Source organism: Nocardioides sp. (assembly GCF_036401255.1).
GTDB lineage: Bacteria > Actinomycetota > Actinomycetes > Propionibacteriales > Nocardioidaceae > Nocardioides.
The window spans coordinates 1-19,777 of sequence record NZ_DASWVI010000397.1; the positions used below are offsets into that span (position 1 = coordinate 1).

22 protein-coding genes and 2 tRNA genes are annotated in these 19,777 nt (G+C 72.3%); 10 read left to right on the top strand and 14 right to left on the bottom strand.

The window, feature by feature from the left end; translation table 11 throughout:
• From VGD85_RS18450 to VGD85_RS18480, 7 genes are all read right to left on the bottom strand, one after another.
• The coding region (locus VGD85_RS18450) for a serine/threonine-protein kinase (protein ID WP_331064890.1) at window positions 1-866 on the bottom strand (866 nt) is incomplete at its 3' end.
• A 29-nt stretch (window positions 867-895) separates the two neighbouring features.
• Complete coding sequence (gene tig / locus VGD85_RS18455; protein ID WP_331064891.1) at window positions 896-2,293, bottom strand: trigger factor; 1,398 nt, start codon at window positions 2,291-2,293, stop codon at window positions 896-898.
• A 49-nt stretch (window positions 2,294-2,342) separates the two neighbouring features.
• Window positions 2,343-2,415 (bottom strand) — tRNA-Pro (locus VGD85_RS18460).
• Between the two features lie 43 nt (window positions 2,416-2,458).
• A tRNA-Gly gene (locus VGD85_RS18465) sits at window positions 2,459-2,532 on the bottom strand.
• 98 nt (window positions 2,533-2,630) lie between these two features.
• Window positions 2,631-3,608 (bottom strand): PP2C family protein-serine/threonine phosphatase, encoded by a 978-nt coding sequence (locus tag VGD85_RS18470; protein ID WP_331064892.1) that lies wholly within the window; start codon window positions 3,606-3,608, stop codon window positions 2,631-2,633.
• A gap of 161 nt (window positions 3,609-3,769) precedes the next feature.
• Window positions 3,770-4,618 carry an Fpg/Nei family DNA glycosylase gene (locus VGD85_RS18475; protein WP_331064893.1) on the bottom strand — a complete coding sequence of 283 codons (849 nt, stop codon included), beginning with the start codon at window positions 4,616-4,618 and terminating at the stop codon, window positions 3,770-3,772.
• A complete protein-coding gene (locus VGD85_RS18480; RefSeq protein WP_331064911.1) occupies window positions 4,611-5,099 on the bottom strand; it encodes a ribose-5-phosphate isomerase in 489 nt (162 codons plus the stop codon). Before VGD85_RS18480 ends, VGD85_RS18475 begins: the two co-directional genes overlap by 8 nt.
• A 59-nt stretch (window positions 5,100-5,158) precedes the next feature.
• Here VGD85_RS18480 and VGD85_RS18485 point away from each other — a divergent pair, with 59 nt between their 5' ends.
• Genes VGD85_RS18485 through VGD85_RS18510 form a run of 6 tightly spaced genes read left to right on the top strand, consistent with a single transcriptional unit; the run spans window position 5,159 to window position 10,268 of the window.
• Window positions 5,159-5,548, top strand: a complete 390-nt coding sequence (locus VGD85_RS18485; RefSeq protein WP_331064894.1) for a YrdB family protein — start codon at window positions 5,159-5,161, stop codon at window positions 5,546-5,548.
• 41 nt (window positions 5,549-5,589) lie between these two features.
• On the top strand, window positions 5,590-6,213 hold the full coding sequence (locus VGD85_RS18490; protein WP_331064895.1) for a M15 family metallopeptidase: 624 nt from the start codon (window positions 5,590-5,592) through the stop codon (window positions 6,211-6,213).
• Entirely contained in the window at window positions 6,210-7,358 is a 1,149-nt protein-coding gene (gene alr / locus VGD85_RS18495; RefSeq protein WP_331064896.1) for an alanine racemase, read from the top strand. Before VGD85_RS18490 ends, alr begins: the two co-directional genes overlap by 4 nt.
• Window positions 7,355-8,293, top strand: a complete 939-nt coding sequence (locus VGD85_RS18500) for a D-alanine--D-alanine ligase (protein ID WP_331064897.1) — start codon at window positions 7,355-7,357, stop codon at window positions 8,291-8,293. Before alr ends, VGD85_RS18500 begins: the two co-directional genes overlap by 4 nt.
• 56 nt (window positions 8,294-8,349) lie before the next feature.
• Window positions 8,350-9,591 carry a sensor histidine kinase gene (locus VGD85_RS18505; protein ID WP_331064898.1) on the top strand — a complete coding sequence of 414 codons (1,242 nt, stop codon included), beginning with the start codon at window positions 8,350-8,352 and terminating at the stop codon, window positions 9,589-9,591.
• Window positions 9,588-10,268 (top strand): response regulator transcription factor, encoded by a 681-nt coding sequence (locus tag VGD85_RS18510; RefSeq protein WP_331064899.1) that lies wholly within the window; start codon window positions 9,588-9,590, stop codon window positions 10,266-10,268. Before VGD85_RS18505 ends, VGD85_RS18510 begins: the two co-directional genes overlap by 4 nt.
• On the opposite strand, the gene purE is transcribed toward VGD85_RS18510, so the two are convergent.
• The 6 genes from purE to VGD85_RS18540 form a co-directional block, all read right to left on the bottom strand.
• Window positions 10,265-10,795 (bottom strand): 5-(carboxyamino)imidazole ribonucleotide mutase, encoded by a 531-nt coding sequence (gene purE / locus VGD85_RS18515; protein WP_331064900.1) that lies wholly within the window; start codon window positions 10,793-10,795, stop codon window positions 10,265-10,267. The two genes, VGD85_RS18510 and purE, sit on opposite strands and share 4 nt — an antisense overlap.
• Window positions 10,796-10,798: 3 nt before the next feature.
• Window positions 10,799-11,986 carry a 5-(carboxyamino)imidazole ribonucleotide synthase gene (locus tag VGD85_RS18520; RefSeq protein WP_331064901.1) on the bottom strand — a complete coding sequence of 396 codons (1,188 nt, stop codon included), beginning with the start codon at window positions 11,984-11,986 and terminating at the stop codon, window positions 10,799-10,801.
• A 22-nt stretch (window positions 11,987-12,008) separates the two neighbouring features.
• Window positions 12,009-12,320 (bottom strand): winged helix-turn-helix domain-containing protein, encoded by a 312-nt coding sequence (locus VGD85_RS18525; RefSeq protein WP_331064902.1) that lies wholly within the window; start codon window positions 12,318-12,320, stop codon window positions 12,009-12,011.
• Between the two features lie 72 nt (window positions 12,321-12,392).
• The gene (locus VGD85_RS18530; RefSeq protein ID WP_331064903.1) at window positions 12,393-13,400 is read right to left on the bottom strand and encodes an adenylate/guanylate cyclase domain-containing protein; all 1,008 of its coding nucleotides are present in this window, start codon (window positions 13,398-13,400) and stop codon (window positions 12,393-12,395) included.
• Window positions 13,387-13,887 carry a PH domain-containing protein gene (locus VGD85_RS18535; protein ID WP_331064904.1) on the bottom strand — a complete coding sequence of 167 codons (501 nt, stop codon included), beginning with the start codon at window positions 13,885-13,887 and terminating at the stop codon, window positions 13,387-13,389. Before VGD85_RS18535 ends, VGD85_RS18530 begins: the two co-directional genes overlap by 14 nt.
• A 12-nt stretch (window positions 13,888-13,899) precedes the next feature.
• Window positions 13,900-14,730 carry a biotin--[acetyl-CoA-carboxylase] ligase gene (locus VGD85_RS18540; protein WP_331064905.1) on the bottom strand — a complete coding sequence of 277 codons (831 nt, stop codon included), beginning with the start codon at window positions 14,728-14,730 and terminating at the stop codon, window positions 13,900-13,902.
• Window positions 14,731-14,785: 55 nt separating this feature from the next.
• Between VGD85_RS18540 and VGD85_RS18545 the strand changes: the two genes are divergently transcribed.
• The 4 genes from VGD85_RS18545 (at window position 14,786) to VGD85_RS18560 (ending at window position 19,021) form a co-directional block, all read left to right on the top strand.
• The gene (locus tag VGD85_RS18545) at window positions 14,786-16,405 is read left to right on the top strand and encodes an acyl-CoA carboxylase subunit beta (protein ID WP_331064906.1); all 1,620 of its coding nucleotides are present in this window, start codon (window positions 14,786-14,788) and stop codon (window positions 16,403-16,405) included.
• Window positions 16,402-16,620, top strand: coding sequence for an acyl-CoA carboxylase subunit epsilon (locus VGD85_RS18550; protein ID WP_331064907.1), 219 nt, complete (start codon window positions 16,402-16,404; stop codon window positions 16,618-16,620). Before VGD85_RS18545 ends, VGD85_RS18550 begins: the two co-directional genes overlap by 4 nt.
• Before the next feature lie 158 nt (window positions 16,621-16,778).
• Window positions 16,779-18,266 carry a glycosyltransferase family 2 protein gene (locus tag VGD85_RS18555; RefSeq protein ID WP_331064908.1) on the top strand — a complete coding sequence of 496 codons (1,488 nt, stop codon included), beginning with the start codon at window positions 16,779-16,781 and terminating at the stop codon, window positions 18,264-18,266.
• Window positions 18,267-18,298: 32 nt separating this feature from the next.
• Entirely contained in the window at window positions 18,299-19,021 is a 723-nt protein-coding gene (locus tag VGD85_RS18560) for a hypothetical protein (RefSeq protein WP_331064909.1), read from the top strand.
• 184 nt (window positions 19,022-19,205) lie between these two features.
• On the opposite strand, the gene VGD85_RS18565 is transcribed toward VGD85_RS18560, so the two are convergent.
• A partial coding sequence (locus VGD85_RS18565) for a response regulator transcription factor (protein ID WP_331064910.1) occupies window positions 19,206-19,777 on the bottom strand: 572 nt, incomplete at its 5' end.

A 19,777-nucleotide genomic window follows, 5' to 3' on the forward strand; every position in this document is an offset into this window, starting at 1 on the left:
AGCCCGGCCGCGGACGGCCACCGGTCCTCGACCCGCTTGGCCAGGCACCGGTCGACGACAGCGGCCAGCGCCTCGGCCCCCGGGGTGGTCAGGGGCCGGTGCGCCTCGGTGCGGGCCCGGCGCAGGTAGGCCAGCGCCGAGTCGTCGTCGGGGTCCTCGCTCGCGAACGGCGGACGCCCGTCGACGAGGGTGTAGAGCGTCGAGCCGAGCGACCAGACGTCGTCGGCCTCGCCGGGTGGCTGGCCGTCGAGGATCTGGGGCGAGGCGTGCCGATAGGTGAACGTCTCCACCGAGGAGGTGTGCTCGGAGTCCACGAGCCGGGCGATCCCGAAGTCCGCGAGCACCCAGGAGGTCGGCAGCACCAGCACGTTCTGGGGCTTCACGTCACGGTGCAGGACCCCGTGGGCGTGGGCGAACGCGAGCGCGTCGGCGAGCACCGTGCCGATCGTCACGACCTCCTCGACCGGCAGCGGGCCGTGGGAGTGCAGCCGGTCGTGCAGCGAGCCGGCCTCGTAGTAGTCCATGACGATCGCCGGGTGCCCCGAGGCGGTCGTGCCGGTGGCGAGGATGTTGACGATGTGCGGGTGCTGCCGGCCGAGGCGGACCGTGATCGCGATCTCCCGCCGGAACCGGGCCACGGCCCGCTCGTCGTCGGTCTGCAGCACCTTGATGGCGACGTCGCGGTCCATCGCGACGTCGCGGGCCCGATACACCACGGAGTCGCCCCCGCGGCCGACCTCGGTGAGGAGGTCGTAGCCGGGAAGCGACTCCGGTGGTGGCTGGTCGGTCGGTGCGGCGGGGGCGGGCGGACGCCACGCCGCGTCGGCGGCGGGTGTGCCCTCCGAGACCCCCGAGTGCCTGGTCATGCCGCAGTTCTACCCCGCGGCGACCCGGCTCACTCCTCCGAGGCGGGCTCCTCCGCGGCGGGCTCGTCCGCGGGGACCTCGGCCTCGGCCTCGGGCTCGCCGATCGTGCCGTCGGGGCGCAGGTTCTTCAGCTCCACGGCCTTGCCCGAGGCGTCGGTGACGACCGCGGCCTCCACGACCCGGGCCAGCGCCTTGCCGCGCAGGATCTCCTGGACCAGCTCGGGGATGTGGTTGTGCTCGAACATGTGGTTCGCGAACTCCTGCGGGTCCTGCCCGGACTGCTGGGCGCGCCGCACGAGGTGCTCGGAGAGCTCGGACTGGTCGATGCCGAACTCCTCCTTCTTGGCGATCTCGTCGAGGAGGAACTGGGCGGCCACCGCGTCGCGGACCCGGCGCTCGAGGTCGGCCTCGAACTCCTCGAGGGTCTGGCCCTCGTCCTCGAGGTACTTGTCCATGGTGATGCCGGCGTACATGAGCTGCTGCTCGACGCTCTGGCGGCGGGCGTTGAGCTCGTCGGTGACGATCGTCTCCGGCAGCGGCACCTCGACCCGGTCGAGCAGCTGCTCGAGGACGGCGTCGCGGGCGGCGGCGGCCTGCTCGAGGCGCCGGCCCCGGCTCAGGCGCTCACGCACGTCGGCGGTGAGCTCCTCGACGGTGTCGAACTCGGAGGCCATCTGCGCGAACTCGTCGTCGAGCTCGGGCAGCTCCTGCTCCTGGACCTGGCTCACGGTGACCGTGACGTCGACGGACTCGCCGACCAGGTCGCCGCCGACGAGCTCGGAGGCGAACGTCTTCTCGTCACCCGCGGCCATGCCGACCAGCGCCTCGTCGAGACCGTCGAGCATGCCGCCACGGCCGACGCGGTAGGACATGCCGCTGACCTCGGCGCCCTCGATCGTCTCGCCGTCGCGCTTGGCGACGAGGTCCATGACGACGAAGTCGCCGTCGGCTGCGGGGCGCTCGACGTCGATCAGCGTCGCGAACCGCTCGCGGAGCGCCTCGACCTGCTCCTCGACGTCCGCGTCGGTGAGCTCGATGTCGTCGACCTGCGCCTCGACACCGTCGTAGTCGGGCAGCGCGATCTCGGGGCGGACGTCCACCTCGGCGGTGAACTCCAGCGCCGCGTTGTCCTCGAACTTGGTCACCTCGATCTCCGGCTGCGCGAGCGGCTGGAGAGAGTTGGCCTGCAGCGCCTCGACGTACTTCTGCGGCACCACCTCGTTGATCGCCTGGTCGAGCACGGCGCCGCGGCCGACCTGACGGTCGATGACCATCGGCGGGACCTTGCCGCGCCGGAAGCCGGGGACGTTGATCTGCTGGGCAATCTGCTTGTACGCCGCGTCGAGGCTCGGCTTGAGCTCCTCGAAGGGCACCTCGACGGTCAGCTTGGCCCGGGTCGGGCTCAAGGTCTCGACGGCGCTCTTCACAGGTCTTCTCCTCATGCTTCTGGTCATGCTGCTGGTGGTGGGTGGTGCGTCGGGGCGACAGGACTCGAACCTGCGATCTCCTGCTCCCAAAGCAGGCGCGCTAGCCACTACGCTACGCCCCGCCAAGTGGGCCTCCGCCCGCTGTTGGAGCGGTCGGTCCCTGCTTGGAGCGGATGACGGGAATCGAACCCGCGTAGCCAGTTTGGAAGACTGGGGCTCTACCATTGAGCTACATCCGCGCACCCGGGGACCTGCCCCCGGGACCCCCGAATCCTGCCACACGGGCAGGCGCCCCACCCAACCGAGGCGGCCTCGGCGAGATCGGGCCCGAGGCGGGTCAGCGACGGTGCAGGAGCACCAGGGCGCGGTCGTCGTTCTCGGACCCGAGCGACTCGACCAGCCGGTCCGCACCGCCGTCGAAGCCGTCGCGCAGCAGCCGCTCGGCGTGGCCGAGCATCCGGTCGATGCCCAGGCCGATGTCGCGGCGCGGGGTCTCCACGAGCCCGTCGGTGTAGAGCAGCAGCGCGTCGCCGGGGCGCAGCAGGCCGCGGACCATGGAGAACTCCGCGTCCTCGATCAGTCCGAGCACCGGCCCCTCGGCCTGGTGGATCGTCCACCGACCGGACCCGGCGTCGAGCTGAGCGGCGGGCGGGTGGCCCGCGGCGCGGATCTCGAACTCGCCGGTGCCGGTGTCCAGGGAGAGGTGCACCGCGGTCGCGAAGCCCTCCTCCCAGTCCTGGCGCAGCAGGTAGTCGTTGGCGGCGGGGAGGAACTCGCCGGGCGGCAGCGCGCCGAGCAGGCCACCGAACGCACCGGAGAGCAGCAGCGCCCGGGTGCCGGCCTGCTCCCCCTTGCCCGAGACGTCGACCACGGCGAGCTCGACGCGCCGGCTGTTGCGGGGACGGGTCGCGACCACGAAGTCCCCGGCGAACGGCGTACCGCCCGCCGAGCGCAGCGCGCTCTCGACCAGCCACTCCTCGGACAGGTGAGGGATGCCGCCCTGGTTGAGGATCCGGTCGCGCAGGTCGACGAGCATCGACTCGCCGAGCACCCCGGCGACACCGAGGCGGGAGCGCCGGAAGGAGGTGACCAGCACGATGAAGCAGAGCAGGAAGACGATCGCGATCGCCAGCACCGTGCGCAGCACGATCTCTTCTTGCCGCCCCACGGTGAGCATCAGCATCACCATCAGGAACACCACGAACCACGGCAGGTGCCGCGGGCCGAGGAGCAGGCTGCCGAGGAGCAGCGGGACCATCAGCGACGTCAGCGGGATGTTCGACGGCCAGGTCATCACGACCGCCGTGATGGCCACGGTTAGAGCGATCAGGTAGCCGAGGGTGCGGCTGTGTGGGCGGATCCCCCGGCCGAACGAGCCGCGCAACGACGAGCGTCGCCGCAAGGACCGGGGGGCAGGCCGGTCCGCCTCAGGGCGAGCGGTCATCGTCGTCGTCGGTCCTCGGTGCTCGGGGATGCTCACTGTAGTGCTCGCGACCGGAACCTGCGCTGGCATCCGGGACACCAGAACAGGTTGCGCCCCTGCAGCTCCGCAGTCCGCACCGTCGACCCGCACACGTGGCAGGCCTGCCCCGTGCGCCGGTAGACGTAGACCTCGCCGCCGTGGTCGTCGCGGCGCGGCGGCCGGCCCATCGCCTCGGGGGTGTGCTCGGGTCGCACCGTGTCGATCCGGCCGGTCCGCACGCCTTCGTGCATCAGCGCGACGAGGTCCTCCCACATGGCCCGCCACTGGCCGGCCCGCAGGGTGTTGCCCGGCCGCATCGGGTCGATCCGGTGCCGGAAGAGCAGCTCGGCGCGGTAGACGTTGCCGACGCCGGCGAGCACCGACTGATCCATGAGCAGCCCGCCGATGGGCGCCTTGCTTCGCCTGATCCGCGCCCAGGCGCGGTCCGGGTCGGCGTCGTCGCGCAGGGGGTCGGGCCCGGAGCGGGCGACGACGGCGTCGCGCTGCTCGCGGGTGATCAGCTCGCAGGTCGTGGCGCCGCGCAGGTCGCCATAGGCGTGCCACCGGCCGTCGGCGGCGACGAGTCGCAGCCGGACCTGGCCGATCGGGTCCGGGACCTCCTCGACCCCGGTGACCACGTCGAACCTGCCGTACAGCCCCAGGTGGACGTGCACGAACCGCTCGTCGGGGAAGGCGATGAACAGGTGCTTGCCCCAGGCCTCGGCGCCGACGAGCACCTGGCCGTCCACGAGGGCCGCGGAGTCCGCGAACCGGCCTTGGGGACTCCCGGCTCGGACCACCCGCCCCGCGAAGGTCGCGGTGATCTCGTCGGCCAGTCGGTGGAGGGTGTGTCCCTCAGGCATCGGCGGGCAGCGCAGGCAGCTCGCCGGTGGTCTCGTACGCCGCCATCTGGCCGATCCGGCGCACGTGGCGCTCCTCGTCGCTGAACGGCTCGGCGAGGAACACCTCGACGAACCGGGTCATGTCCTCCAGCGAGTGCATCCGGCCGCCGACGGAGACCACGTTGGCGTCGTTGTGCTGACGGGCGAGCACGGCGGTCTCCTCCGACCAGACCAGGGCACACCGGATGCCGCGGACCTTGTTGGCGGCCATCTGCTCGCCGTTGCCCGACCCGCCGATCACCACGCCGAGGCTGTCCTGCCCGGCCGCCCGCTCCGCGGCCACCGCCTCCGCCGCGCGCAGGCAGAAGACGGGGTAGTCGTCGAGCGCGTCGTAGGTGTACGGGCCGTGGTCGACGGGCTCGTAGCCGTGCTCGGTCAGCCAGCGGCTGAGGTGGTCCTTGAGGTCGAGTCCGGCATGGTCGCAGCCGAGGTGCACGCGCATGGGGGTCATCTTGTCAGCCGGCCGGCCCGTGGCACCCACCGATCCTCGATGATGGGTCCATGGCGGTGTTCGGCTGGATGGTCCTGTTCTTGGTGTTCGTCGACGAGATCGCCGCGGTCACGGCGTTCGGGGTGTGGGGCTGGGAGTCGACGCTGCTGGGCGTGCCGAGCTGGGTGCTGGTGTGGCTGCTGCCCGTGCTCGCGGCCTCGACCTGGTACTGGTTCGCCTCCCCCAAGGCGCCGTACGGAGGCCCGGTCCTGCGCCCCCTGGCGAAGGTGCTCGTCTTCGGCCTCGCCTGCCTGGCGCTCTGGGACGTCGACCACCACGCGTGGGCGGTGGCGCTGCTGGTCTTCTCGGTGGTCGTGAACGCCCTCGCGATGCTGCCGGGGGTGCGGGCGCTCACCTCGGACCGGGACACCGGTACTCCGGGCCAGCACGTCGGCACCTGAGGCGGAGGCGCCGGGACCCCCGTGGTTCCTAGCGTCGAGGCATGACGATCCTGCTCTCGGACCCGCGGGTCCGCGCGGTGCCGGTCGCGGAGACCGGCGAGCCGCTGGTCCACCTCGACGGCGACCTCTCCCCCTTCGGTGCCCTCGTGCGGGCGAGCCTCGCCGACCGGCTGCGGGCGGCGGACGCGGCACTGCCGCGAGGCATCCGGCTGCGGGTGATCGAGGGCTACCGCCCGCTCGAGATCCAGCGCGCGATCGTCGCGTCGTACGCCGCTCGGGTGCGCCGCCACCACCCGCACGCGGTCGCCGAGGAGCTGGAGGTGCTGACGAGCCGCTTCGTGAGCCCGGTCGAGGTCGCCCCGCACGTGGCCGGTGCCGCGGTGGACCTCACGCTCGTCGACGTCTGCGGCGACCAGCTGGACCTGGGCACGCCGATCGACGCGACCCCGGAGGACAGCGACGGGCGCTGCTACTTCGCGGCCGACGGGATCGGCGCGGACGCCCGGGCGCACCGCGAGCTGCTCGCGCGCGTGCTCGGCGAGCAGGGACTGGTGAACTACCCCACCGAGTGGTGGCACTGGAGCTACGGCGACCGCTACTGGGCACTGCTCACCGGCCACGGTCACGCCCTCTACGGACCCGTGTCCGCCGAGGTGGCCGCGTGACCGGCCTGGCCGCGGCGCCGCGGGCGCACGTCGGCTCGGGGCCCCGGCTCGAGATCGACCTCGCCGCGATCGCCCACAACGCCCGGCTCCTCGCCGGGCGCGCGTGCGGCGGGCTCATGGCCGTGGTCAAGGCCGACGGGTTCGGCCACGGCGCGGTCGACGTCGCACGCACGGCGCTGGCCCACGGCGCCACCCGGCTCGGCGTCACCGGCCTCGAGGAGGCCTTCGCGCTCCGCGCCGCCGGACTGGACGCCCCGATCCTCAGCTGGCTCAACCCCGTGGACGCGGACTTCGCCCGCGGCGTACGCGAGGACGTCGAGGTCGCGGTGCCGAGCCTGTCCCACCTGACGGCGGTCGCCGGCACCGGTGGCCGGCCGCGCGTGCACCTCCACGTCGACGCCGGCATGGCCCGCGACGGAGCGGAGCCCGCGATCTGGGCCCAGCTCTGCCGCTCCGCGCGCCGCGCCGAGCAGCGCGGCGAGATCGAGGTGGTCGGCGTGATGGGCCATCTCGGCTGCGCCGAGGACCCCGGCGACGAGTGCAACGCCCTCGGCCGCACCCGGTTCGCGTGGGCGCTCGAGACGGCGCGGGCCGCCGGCCTGCGACCCGCCCACCGCCACCTCGCGGCCACGGCCGCGACGCTCACCGACCCGCGCAGCCACCACACGATGTCGCGGGTCGGCGCCGGGCTGGTCGGCATCGACCCCTCGCGCACCACCCGGCTGCGGCCGGCGATGACGCTGACCGCCCCGGTCGTGCAGGTACGCCGCGTCCGCGGCGGCACGCCGGTCGGCTACGGCCACGCCTACCGGACGCCGGCGGCCACCCACCTCGGGCTGGTGCCGCTGGGGTACGCCGACGGCCTGCCCCGTGTCGCCGCCGGCCGGGCCGAGGTGCTGGTCCGCGGCCGCCGCCGTCCGGTCGTCGGGAGGATCTCGATGGACCAGGTGGTCGTCGACCTCGGCGAGCGGCCGGTCGACCTCGGCGAGGTCGTGACGGTGTTCGGTCCCGGCGACGAGGGAGAGCCGACCGTCGCCGACTGGGCCGAGTGGGCCGGGACCATCGAGCACGAGATCGTCACCGGCATCGGCGCCCGGGTCGCCCGGTCGATCCGCCGGCCGACCCACCTGCGGAGCCTGCCGTGAGGACGCACGTCGCCGTGATCGGTGGCGGGCAGAGCTGCGAGCACGAGGTCTCGTTGGCCTCGGCGGCCTCGGTGGCGGCCGGCCTCGACCCGGACCGGTACGACGTGGTGTCGCTGACGATCGGCCTCGACGGGACCTGGCGCGGGGACGACCGGCGACCGCTCTCCCTCGCCGGGGCGATCGGGGTCCTGCTGGGCTGCGACGTCGTGTTCCCGGTCGTCCACGGCCCGAGGGGTGAGGACGGCACGCTCGCCGCCTTGTGCGAGCTGGCCGGTCTCCCCTACGTCGGCTCGGGCGTCGGGTCGGGCGCGGTCGCGATGGACAAGTGGGCGACCAAGCTCGTCGCGGAGGCGGTCGGCATCCCGACCGCGCCCGGGCGGCTCGTCACCGCCGCCACGGCGGCCGGGCAGGTCTGGACCCACCCGGTCGTGGTCAAGCCGGTCGCCGCGGGCTCGAGCAAGGGCGTCAGCCTGGTCCGCGAGCCCGGCGGGCTGCGGGCCGCCCTCGACGAGGCGCTGGCCCTCGACGACCGCGCGCTCGTGGAGGACGTCGTGGTCGGCCGCGAGATCGACGTGGCGGTGCTGCGCCGCGCCGACGGCACCGTCGTGGCCTCGCCGCCTCTGGAGATCGTGGTCGAGGGTCTGTTCGACTTCGCGGCCAAGTACGGCGGGCACGCGGACTTCCGCATCCCCGCCGCGCTCGCGGACATCGAGGCGAAGGCGCTCGCCGAGGCCGCGGTCGCGACGTACGACGCCCTCGGCTGCGACGGCGTCGCGCGGGTCGACTTCTTCCTCACCGACGCCGGCCCGGTGCTCAACGAGGTCAACACGGTGCCCGGCATGACCGAGCACTCGCAGGTGCCGCGCATGTTCGCCGCGGCGGGACTGTCCTACCCGGACCTGCTCGACGAACTGGTCCGCGGCGCCCACCGGTGAGTGTGGTTCGCTTGGCGCGACAGCCACCGACCACACCGACGACGCAGGGAGCAGGCATGACCGGCTGGCGCGCCTGGGCGCCCGACGTCGCCGTCGGCTCGGTCGTCCTGCTCGTCGGCCTGCTCGAGGTGGTCGACCTCCGCAACCCCGAGTGGTACGTCGACGACCCGCGTCCGGCGCTGACGCTCCTGGTCCTCGGCATCGCCTCGGCGGCCGCGCTCGCCCGGCAGCTGCCGGCCGTGGCGCTCGCCCTGGTGTGGGCGATCGGCGCGATGCAGGTGATCACCGGCACCCAGCTGCTGATGGTCGAGCTGGCGATCGCGGTGGTCGCGTTCGGGACGGCCCGCTGGGGCAGCACGGCGACGGTGCTGGTGAGCGCGCTGTCGATCCCGGTGGCCGCGACGATCACGGTGCTGTGGATCGATCCCGGCGTGTTCTACTCGGCGCTGAGCACGGCCGGCTTCGAGTCGCTGGTGGACCGGACCGCGCGCTGGAGCGACCGGTGGCAGGTCACGGCCGCGGTGCTCGGGATGTCGGTGCTCGGGGTGCCGTGGCTCGCCGGGCTCGCGGTCCGCTTCTCCACCCGGGCCCAGCAGTCCCACGCCTCCCAGGTCGTCGCCGAGGCCGAGCGCGACCAGGCCGAGGAGATCGCCCGGCTCCGCGAGGAGCAGGCCCGGCTGGCGCGCGACGTGCACGACGTGGTCGGGCACTCGCTCGCGGTGATCCTGGCGCAGGCCGAGTCGGCGCAGTACCTCCCGGACGCCGACGCCCAGGCGCTCAAGCGCACGATGGACAACATCGCGACGACCGCGCGCAGCTCGCTCGACGACATCCGGCAGGTGCTGGCCTCCACCGGCGGCAGCGCCGGCCCACGGCCGAGCAGCACCGACCTGGACAGCCTGGTCGAGGGTGTGCGCGCCAGCGGCCACGAGGTGCAGTCCACCGAGTTCGGGACCCCGCAGCCGCTGCCGCCCGAGCTCGGGGCCGTGGCGTTCCGGGTGCTGCAGGAGATGCTGACCAACGCGCTCAAGCACGGCCGCCGCGGCGAGCCCGTGCGGGTGGAGCGACACTGGGAGGGAGAGCTGAGGATCGAGGTGCAGAACGTGGTCGAGCCGGGCACGGACGAGACCCAGCCGCTGACCACCGCCCGGCCGGGTGGCGCACAGGCGGGTGGCGGACAGGGGCTCGAGGGCATGCGGCGCCGGCTCGAGTCGGTCGGGGGCCGCCTCGACGTACGCCGGCGGCCCGACCCGCCGACGTTCACGGCGACGGCCTGGCTGCCGGTGCGCAGCCGGTGATCCGGGTCCTGCTGGTCGACGACCAGGAGCTGTTCCGCGAGGGCGTGCGGGTGATCGTCGACGCCCAGGAGGGCATGGAGGTCGTCGGGGCGGCCGCCGACGGGCTCGAGGCCGTCGGCCTGGTCGACGACCTCGAGCCCGACGTCGTGCTGATGGACATCCGGATGCCGGAGATGGACGGCGTGGAGGCGACCCGGCAGATCTTCCTGCCCGAGCGCGCCGCCCGCCGCGAGCGCCCCGTCCGGGTGGTCGTGCTGACCACGTTCAACCTCGACGACCGGGCGGCGACCGCGATCCGCCATGGGGCCAGCGGGTTCCTCCTCAAGGGCACCACGCCGGTGATGCTCGCCGACGCGATCCGCACGGTGCACGCCGGCAACGCGGTGCTCGCGCCGCAGGACCTCGCGACGCTGCTCGACGGGCAGTTCCAGACCCGCGCACCGGCGCCGGCGGCGTACCTCTCGCTGACCGAGAAGGAGCGCGAGGTGTTCGGCGCGGTGGCCCGCGGCCTGTCCAACACCGAGATCGCGGGGCTGGTGTTCGCCAGCGAGTCGACGGTCAAGACCCACGTCGGCGCGATCCTGCGCAAGCTCGGGCTGCGCGACCGGGTCCAGATCGTGGTGTTCGCCCACGAGCACGGCCTCGTCGAGCCGCCGGCGACGGAGTCCCCGGACTAGAACCCCAGTCGGCGTCCGGGGCGGTCGCCGCGGACCGCCTCGCCCTTCTGCTGGGCGGTGCTGCGCAGCTCCGCCTGGAACGCGCGCATCTTGTCCTGGAGCTCGGGATCGGTGGCCGCGAGGATCCGGACGGCGAGCAGGCCGGCGTTGCGCGCGCCGCCGACGGCGACGGTCGCGACCGGGACGCCCGCGGGCATCTGCACGATCGAGAGCAGCGAGTCGAGGCCGTCGAGGTTCTTCAGCGGCACGGGTACGCCGATCACCGGCAGCGGCGTGACCGCCGCGAGCATGCCCGGCAGGTGGGCCGCGCCGCCGGCGCCGGCGATGATCGCCGCGAGTCCGCGGTCGGCGGCCTCCCGTCCGTAGGCGAGCATCTCCTCGGGCATCCGGTGTGCCGAGACGACGTCGGCCTCGTAGGCGATGTCGAACTCCGCGAGCGCCTCCGCGGCCGCCTTCATCACGGGCCAGTCGGAGTCCGACCCCATCACGATCCCGACCCGGGCGGCCCCGTCAGCGGTCTGCGTCATCGTTCACTCACTCTCATTGCCGAGGTCTCCGCGGAACCACGCGGCGGCGTGCCGCGCCCGCTCGAGGCAGTCGTCGAGGTCGTCGCCGTACGCGTTGACGTGCCCGACCTTGCGTCCCGGCCGCAGCTCCTTGCCGTAGAGGTGCACCCGCAGCAGCGGGTCGCGGGCCAGCGCGTGGGGGTAGCCGTCGTAGAGCCGGCCGACGCTCGGGTCGTCGCCGCCGAGGATGTTCACCATCACCGTCCAGCGGGCGCGCGGGGCGGGCGAGCCGAGCGGCAGGTCGAGCACGGCGCGCAGGTGGTTCTCGAACTGCGAGGTCACCGCGCCGTCCTGGGTCCAGTGGCCGGTGTTGTGGGGGCGCATCGCCAGCTCGTTGACCAGCACCCGGCCGTCGTGGGTCTCGAAGAGCTCGACGGCGAGGACCCCGGTCACGTCCAGGGCGCCGGCGATGCGCAGCGCGATCTCCTGGGCCTGGCCGGCGAGGTCGGGGTCGAGGTCGGGCGCGGGCGCGATCACCTCGCGGCAGATGCCGTCGACCTGGGTCGAGGCGACGACCGGGTACGCCGCGGCCTGCCCGCTGGGCGAGCGGGCCACCAATGCCGACAGCTCGCGGCGGAAGTCGACGAGCTCCTCGGCCAGCAGCCGCACGTCGGACTCCAGCGCGGCCCGGAACGGCTCCTCGCAGTCGGCCGCGGAGCGCACGAACCACACACCCTTGCCGTCGTAGCCGCCGCGGGTCGTCTTCAGCACGCACGGGAAGCCGAAGGCCTCCACGTCGGCGACCGTGTGGACGAGGGCGTTGCGCGGACACGGAACTCCGAGCTCCACCAGCCGCTCGCGCATGACCGCCTTGTCCTGGGCGTGCACGAGCGCGTGCGGTCCGGGGCGCACGGCGATGCCGGCCTCCTCCAGCGCATGGAGGTGCTCGGTCGGGACGTGCTCGTGGTCGAACGTGACGACCGGGCAGCCCGCGGTGACCCGGCGCAGCGTGTCGAGGTCGCGGTAGTCGCCGACGACGTGGTCCGGGATCACCTGCGCGGCCGAGACGCCGTCGCCCTCGGCGAGCAGGCGCAGCGGCAGCCCGAGCGCGTTGGCGGGGCCGGCCATCATCCGGGCGAGCTGTCCGCCGCCGATCACCGCGAGCGTCGGCGCGTGCCGACGGTCGGGACTGGACTCACCGGGGCTGGGCACGACGGAACTCTAGATGAGCCCCTCAGCGGGTGTGGTCCTCGGTCTCGAAGCGCAGGCCCTCGCCGCGGATCGTCGTGATCAGCCGCGGGTGCCGGCTGTCGTCGCCGAGCTTGCGCCGCACCCACCCCAGGTGGACGTCGATCGTCTTCGAGGAGGTCCAGAACGACGTGTGCCAGACATCGCGCATCAGCTCGTCCCGGGTGACGATCTCCCCGGCCCGCGCCATCAGCGCATGGACCAGGTCGAACTCCTTGCGCGACAAGTTGACCTCTTCAGAGCCACGCCACGTCCGCCGCGAGATCGGATCGAGCCGGATGTCCTGCACCTCGATCACGATCCCACCGTAGGAACGCGGCAGGCGGGCCGCAGGGCAAACGGTGAAATTCGTCCAGAGTGGGGATCGACCTCACGCGCGCCGGACGGCGACCGGCTCGACGATGCCGAAGCCGCGGACCGGCCGGGCGGGCAGCGGCCGGGTCTCGAACTCGTCGGCGGGCAGGAGCGCGGCCGTCGCGGCGTCGATGATGATCCGGTTGCGCCGCGCGACGGCGGTCAGCCGGGCGGCCAGGTTGACCGGTGGGCCGAAGACGTCGCCGAGCCGCATCACGACCGACCCGCTGGCCAGCCCGAGGCGTACGTCGGGCATCCGGGAGTCGCGGCCGACGACGTTGATGATCCCTTCCGCGGTGTCGTAGGCCCGGACGGGATCGTCGTTCACGAACAGGACCGAGTCGCCGATGCTCTTGATCACCCGCCCCCGCTGGGCCGCGACCACGTCGGCGCACCGTGACTCGAAGAGCTCGACCAGGTCGCCGATGCGCTCCTCGCTGAGCCGGTTGGAGAGCGCGGTGAAGCTGACGATGTCGGCGAAGCCGACCGTGAGCTGGACGGTGTTGAGGTCCTCCTCGTTGGCGCGCAAGGCCTCGACGCGAGCGACGGCGGCGGCGAGGTGCCGGCGCCAGACATAGACGAGCAGCTCCTCGAACGGCAGGTTCATCTCGTCGATGAGCCGGATCGCCGACCCGATGCGGCTGCCCGTCGCCTCCTCCCCGGTCTCCAGCTCCTCGACCCGGTGCACGAGCGTGGCGACCTCCCAGTCGGCGAGTCGCGCCATCGTCTGGCCGACCGCCCGGGTGAGGTTGACCGCCATGTCGAAGTCGATCGCCCCCGACGCGACCACGCCCAGCAGCGTCGAGAGCGCCTCGGCGTCCGCGTCGGTGAACGCGGTCTCGAGCCCGTGCTCGGGGAAGCCCAGCGCACGCCACAGCCGCCGGGCCTCGGCGACGGTCACACCGGTGCGCGCGGCGACCTCTTGTGCGTTGAAGACCGGCGTCTCGCCGAGGATCGCCCGCTCGAGGTCCTCCGAGCCCGGGAGGCCGTCCGGCCCGGCCGCCCCGCCGTCAGGTCCCGTCATGTCCCGCCGAGCGGTCGTCGGTGCCGTGCAGCATCGCGTTGACCTTGCGCTGGGTGTCCTCGACGTGCGGGATGTCGTGCAGCCGGATCTGCCCGTGCTCGCTGGCGTCGGAGATGATCAGCGTCCCGCAGCCGAGCATCCGGTCGATGAGACCGAACTCGTAGGCGATGTCGCTGATCCGGGCCAGCGGCATGTCGTGGCCGCGGCGCACGATGACGCCGCTGCGGGTGATCAGGCGTCGGTCGGTGAACGTGTACGTCGCGGTCGCCCAGATCAGCAGCGGGCGCAGGAAGAACCACACGATGCCGACCACGACGACGGCCCACACGACGTAGGCGAGCGTCTGGTCCCACTGGACCTGGACGAACGTGCCGATCGCGAGCAGGACGACCAGGACCAGCAGCGGGACGATCAGGGCCTTGACGTGCGTGCGGGTGTCGACGACGACGGTCTCACCCTCGTTGAGCAGCTTGTGCGAGATGGCCACGTGTCGATCATGTCACTGTTGGCCGTCGGGCGTGGCGGGGCGCACGTGCACGACGTCGCCCGCCCCGACGACGGACTCGCCGTCGGCGCCGCTGACGACCAGACGCCCGGCGTCGTCGATCCCGCTGGCGCGGCCCGTCAGCACCTGGCCGCCGGGCAGGTCCACCCGCACCTCGCGTCCGACGGTGACGCAGGCGGCGGCGTACGACGAGCGCAGCCGGTCGGTCGCGTCGGCCCCGCCGACCTGCCAGGCGTCGTACGCCTCGCGCAGCGAGCGCAGCAGCTCGACGAGCAGGTGGGTGCGGTCCGGCCCCGCTCCGGAGGGCGCGCCGGACTCGAGGGCCAGCGACGTCGCCGTCGGCACGGGCAGCTCGTCCTCGGTGAGGCTGACGTTGAGACCCACCCCCAGGACCGCGGCGGGCCCGGTGGGCGTCTCGACCCGCTCCACCAGGATCCCGACCAGCTTGCGATCGCCGATCAGCACGTCGTTGGGCCACTTCACGCCGGCGGCGTACCCCTCCGCGCGCAGCGTCTTGGCGACCGTGTAGCCGGTGAGCAGCGGCAGCCACGGCCAGTCGGCCGGTGGCACGGTCGGCCGGACCAGCAGGGAGAACGTCAACGACGAGCGGGCCGGCGTCTCCCAGGACCGGTCCAGGCGGCCGCGGCCGGCGGTCTGGTGCTCGGCGACGACGACCAGGCCCTCCTCGGCGCCCGCCCGGGCCCGCTCCGCGGCGACCGCGTTGGTGGAGGTCGCGGTCTCGAGCACCTCGACCACGAGGTCGGGCGCGAGAGCCGCGAGCGGGGCGGGGTCGAGTGAGATGCGTCGCACCGGGTCTGTGGTCACGGGCACTACATTGACCCACGGTCCCCACCCCCCGCCACCGAGGAGCCCCGGACAGATGGCACAGCCGACGCCAGACGCAGCGAGCACCCCCGACGCCCCCGACATCCACACGACCGCGGGCAAGCTCGCCGACCTCGACCGCCGGCTGGACGAGGCGGTGCACGCGGGATCGGCGAAGGCGGTCGAGAAGCAGCACGCGAAGGGACGCAAGACCGCGCGGGAGCGCATCGAGATGCTGTTCGACGAGGGCTCGTTCGTCGAGCTCGACGAGCTGGCCCGGCACCGCTCGACCGCGTTCGGCCTGGAGAAGAACCGGCCCTACGGCGACGGGGTGGTGACCGGCTACGGCACGATCGACGGCCGCCAGGTGTGCGTGTTCTCCCAGGACTTCACGGTCTTCGGCGGCTCCCTGGGCGAGGTGTACGGCGAGAAGATCACCAAGGTCATGGACCTCGCGATCAAGACCGGCTGCCCGATCATCGGCATCAACGAGGGCGCCGGCGCCCGCATCCAGGAGGGCGTGGTCTCCCTCGGGCTGTACGGCGAGATCTTCCGCCGCAACGTCCACGCCTCCGGGGTGATCCCGCAGATCAGCCTGATCATGGGCTCGTGCGCCGGTGGCCACGTCTACTCCCCCGCCGTCACCGACTTCACGATCATGGTCGACGGCACCTCCAACATGTTCATCACCGGCCCCGACGTCATCAAGACGGTGACCGGCGAAGACGTGTCGATGGAGGACCTCGGCGGCGCCCGCACGCACAACACCAAGTCCGGCAACGCCCACTACATGGGCTCGGACGAGGAGGACGCCATCGAGTACGTCAAGGCGCTGCTGTCCTACCTGCCGCAGAACAACCTCGACGAGGTCCCGGCCTACGACGACGCCGCCGCGGAGGAGTTCACCGACCTCGACCGCAGCCTCGACACGATCATCCCGGACTCGCCGAACCAGCCCTACGACATGCACGAGGTCATCCGGGCCACCCTGGACGACCAGGAGTTCCTCGAGGTCCAGGAGCTGTTCGCGCCCAACATCGTGGTCGGCTTCGGCCGCGTCGAGGGCCACTCGGTCGGCGTGGTCGCCAACCAGCCGATGCAGTTCGCCGGCACCCTGGACATCGACGCCTCGGAGAAGGCGGCCCGGTTCGTGCGGTTCTGCGACGCGTTCAACATCCCGGTCCTGACGTTCGTCGACGTCCCCGGCTTCCTGCCCGGCACCGACCAGGAGTGGAACGGCATCATCCGGCGCGGCGCGAAGCTGATCTACGCCTACGCGGAGGCGACGGTCCCGCTGATCACCGTGATCACCCGCAAGGCCTACGGCGGCGCCTACGACGTGATGGGCTCCAAGCACCTGGGTGCCGACATCAACGTCGCGTGGCCGACCGCGCAGATCGCGGTGATGGGCGCCCAGGGCGCGGCCAACATCGTCTACCGCAAGGAGCTGGCGGCGATCGAGGCCGAGGGCGGTGACGTCGAGTCGCGCCGCGCGGAGCTGATCGACGAGTACGAGACCACGCTCGCCAACCCCTACATCGCGGCCGAGCGCGGCTACGTCGACGCGGTCATCTCCCCCCACGAGACCCGCCTGGAGATCGTCCGGTCCCTGCGCCTGCTCCGCTCCAAGCGCGAGACCCTCCCGGCCAAGAAGCACGGGAACATCCCGCTGTGAGCCCCGACACCTCGGACCGACCCCTGCTCCGCGTGGTCCGCGGCGACGCGACGCCGGAGGAGGTGGCCGCGGTCGTCGCGGTCTTCGCGGCGCTGGGCAGCACCCAGCCGCCCGCGCGGCGGCCGGTGCGCGCTTGGAGCGCGCCGCACCGCGGCGTACGCCGCACGCTCCCGCACGGGCCGGGAGGCTGGCGCGCGAGCGCGCTGCCACGCTGATCCGACCCCGGAACTGGTCCAGACCACTCCGTCCGGCGAATTGGGTGAATCTTTGAGGTTTACCGCGTCGGGTCTTGAGGTGCGCTTCCGAGACTGGTGACACCAGGACAACCGGACGGTCCGCGCAGGCGGTCCGTGCGCGACGGGAGACGACCAGCATGAAGGCGACCACCATGGGCCCGGGGGCCGAGCCCCCCGGCCAGGCCGGGGCCGAGGCCCACCCCTACGTGCGCACCGCCGACCCCGGGCTCGCGGCCTACGAGGGCCGGTTCCTCGACGAGGTCGAGGAGCTGCCGACGTACCGTCCGACGGTCGGCTGCATCATCCCGGCGTACAACGAGGCCGAGACGATCGCCGGCGTGCTCGACTCGCTGCTCCAGCAGACCCGGATCCCCGACACCATCCACGTCGTCATCAACAACACCAGCGACGACTCGGTCGAGATCGCGAGCCACTACGCCGGGCCGCAGACGCGGATGACCCCGACCGGTGAGCAGAGCACGGTCATCTACGTCCACGACATCGGCAAGAACCCCGACAAGAAGGTCGGCGCGCTCAACTACGGCTACTCCCTCGTCGAGACGATGGACTACCTGCTCGGGGTGGACGGCGACACGACACCCGAGCCGGACGCCGTGGAGCACCTCGTCAACGAGATCGCGAGCGACGATCGCATCGGCGGCATCTCGGCGATCTACTCGATCGACGACAGCGCCCTCGACGGGTGGATGGCCAAGTTCCTGATCGCCGGCCAGCGGGCCCAGTTCTCGGCGTTCAACATGCAGAACCTGCTCAAGGGCCGCAACATGGCGGTCCTCGGCGGCCAGTTCTCGATCTTCTCCACCCAAGCACTGCGTGACGTGATGCGCGACAGCCACCAGCGCACGCCGTGGGTCAACGACAGCGAGGTCGAGGACTCGCTGCTCTCGCTGCAGATCAAGAGCGCCGGCTACCTCACCAAGATCAGCGCCCGCGCTCGCGCCCACGTCGGCGGCATGGACACGCTGCGGTCGCTCGACGCCCAGCAGGTGAAGTGGAACTTCGGCGCGATCGACCTGATGTGGCCGGGCCAGCGAGGCGACACCAAGGGCCAGCCGTTCCACCCCAACCTGCGACTGCGCTGGTTCGAGCACATGTCGATGGTCATCAACATCACGACGCGCACGATGTTCGTGCTGCTGCTCGCGGGCTCCTTGAACATCCACGCGTTCGTGTTCAGCCCCTGGTGGCTGGTGCCGCCGCTGGCCGCGGTCTGGCTGAACTTCCGGGTCGCCCGCTCGATGGCGTTCGCGAACCGGCGCGACTACCTCTTCGCGCTGCTCGTGGTGCCGGCCGAGGCGTACATGGTGATCCGGATGGGGCACTTCATCCGGGCGTGGCTGAAGTTCTTCAGCCGCCAGCAGACCGACAACTGGGCCGCGCAGGCCAAGGCCGAGCGCGGCAAGGGCATCGCGTGGACCTACCCGTTCGTCGCGTTCGGCGTCGTGTTCGCGATCGCCGCCGTCGTCTGGACCCAGCTCCTCTCGATCCCGCTGCGCTCGGACATCCTGGCGGCCTGCTGGCCGATCCTGGGTGTGATCACCGTGCTGCAGACCGCCTGGATGATCATCAAGTCCCTCAAGCGCTACCGCGGGTTCAAGGCATGACCCGCCCGACCTCCCCCGCAGGAGACCCCACGATGACCCGCACCCGTTCGAGCGTCGTCGGCGTCGTCGGCAGCCTCCTGGCCCTGCTCCTGGTCACCACCGGCTGCTCGGCCCTCGACGGCCTGACCGGATCCGACGACCCGAGCAGCACGCCCACGACGACGCCGAGCGCCAGCGAGACGCCGTACGACTCGCAGTTCACCCGCGACGGGACGTTCCAGTCCCACATCGACGTCGACGGGATGGACTTCGTCTACACGCTCTACCCGACGAAGTCGACGCCGCGCACCAACGAGTGGTACCCGAAGGGCAACAAGTACTTCTCGTTCACGTTCCAGGCCTACGACCTCGACCGGAGGCTGCGCGACAAGTTCGCGACCAAGCGCAAGGTCTACCTCGACCACATCACCGTGACCTCGGAGACGAAGACCACCGACGGCGGCCGCGTCCAGCACCCCTACCGGCTCGACGCCGTGGCCAAGAACATCACGTTCGACCCCGAGCCGGTGACCACCAGGTACGGGATGATCATCACCTCCCCCAAGGGCGCCTTCGAGCTGCGCAACCAGAGGATCAAGCCGACCTCGCCGGACACCAGGGGCATCGACCTGCTGTTCACCGCGACCGTGTGGATCCAAGACAGCGCCGGCTCGACGCGGTTCACCAAGAAGGTGATCCGCCAGAAGGTGCCGATCGCGATCTTCCAGAGCGACAAGCCCACCCAGGCTCAGTCGATCCCCGTCGACGCGAACTGAGCTGCCCCGGCCTGAGCTCGCGAAGGCCGGGACGCAGCAGCCAGGTCGAGTAGGCGCGCGGCTGAGGAACGAAGCCGCGACCGCCGTATCGAGACCGAGCCGCGCAGCAGACCGACCGACCGCATGGGGTCGATACGCTCGCTGGCGCTCGCTACTCGACCACCGAGCATGCGCTCGCGGCTCGTCAGGCGGCCTCGGCGAGGCGGTAGCCGACGCCGCGGACCGTCTCGATGTAGCGCGGGGTCGCCGCGTCGTCGCCGATCTTGCGGCGCAGGTTGGCGATGTGGACCTCGACCGAGCGCTTGTCGGCCTCGTTGACGAAGTACGACGTGACGTACTGCTGACCACGCATGGTCAGCACCAGGTCGGCCTTGCTGCGCACCCGGCGGCCGGTGCTCAGTAGCGAGGCGAGCAGGTCGAACTCGGTGCGGGTCAGGTCGACGGAGGCGCCGTTGACGGTGACGACCCGGGTCTCGGCGTTCAGCGCGAGACCGTTGAACCGGACCCATCCGTCCTGCTGCTGCGGCACCGGCGCCGCCGGCTGCTGCGGCACCGGCTGCGCCGGCGGGTGGGGCTGCTGCGCCGGCGGGTAGGGCTGCTGGGCCGGCTGCTGGTAGCCCGGCTGGGGCGGGTATGGATGCGGCTGCTGGTAGATGGGCTCCGTCGGCGGCGGCGCGTACGGCTGCGGCGCGGGCTGGGCTGGAGGCACGGGCTGCACAGGCTGCTCCGGCGGCACCGGCGGGGCGGCGGGCTCGG

What these genes read in the sequence shown, in the direction of transcription:
- VGD85_RS18475 (WP_331064893.1), bottom strand. Translation starts at nt 4,618, where the DNA reads ATGCCTGAGGGACACACCCTCCACCGACTGGCCGACGAGATCACCGCG.
- VGD85_RS18480 (WP_331064911.1), bottom strand. Translation starts at nt 5,099, where the DNA reads ATGCGCGTGCACCTCGGCTGCGACCATGCCGGACTCGACCTCAAGGAC.
- VGD85_RS18485 (WP_331064894.1), top strand. Translation starts at nt 5,159, where the DNA reads ATGGCGGTGTTCGGCTGGATGGTCCTGTTCTTGGTGTTCGTCGACGAG.
- VGD85_RS18490 (WP_331064895.1), top strand. Translation starts at nt 5,590, where the DNA reads ATGACGATCCTGCTCTCGGACCCGCGGGTCCGCGCGGTGCCGGTCGCG.
- VGD85_RS18505 (WP_331064898.1), top strand. Translation starts at nt 8,350, where the DNA reads ATGACCGGCTGGCGCGCCTGGGCGCCCGACGTCGCCGTCGGCTCGGTC.
- purE (WP_331064900.1), bottom strand. Translation starts at nt 10,795, where the DNA reads ATGACGCAGACCGCTGACGGGGCCGCCCGGGTCGGGATCGTGATGGGG.
- VGD85_RS18530 (WP_331064903.1), bottom strand. Translation starts at nt 13,400, where the DNA reads ATGACGGGACCTGACGGCGGGGCGGCCGGGCCGGACGGCCTCCCGGGC.
- VGD85_RS18545 (WP_331064906.1), top strand. Translation starts at nt 14,786, where the DNA reads ATGGCACAGCCGACGCCAGACGCAGCGAGCACCCCCGACGCCCCCGAC.
- VGD85_RS18555 (WP_331064908.1), top strand. Translation starts at nt 16,779, where the DNA reads ATGAAGGCGACCACCATGGGCCCGGGGGCCGAGCCCCCCGGCCAGGCC.
- VGD85_RS18560 (WP_331064909.1), top strand. Translation starts at nt 18,299, where the DNA reads ATGACCCGCACCCGTTCGAGCGTCGTCGGCGTCGTCGGCAGCCTCCTG.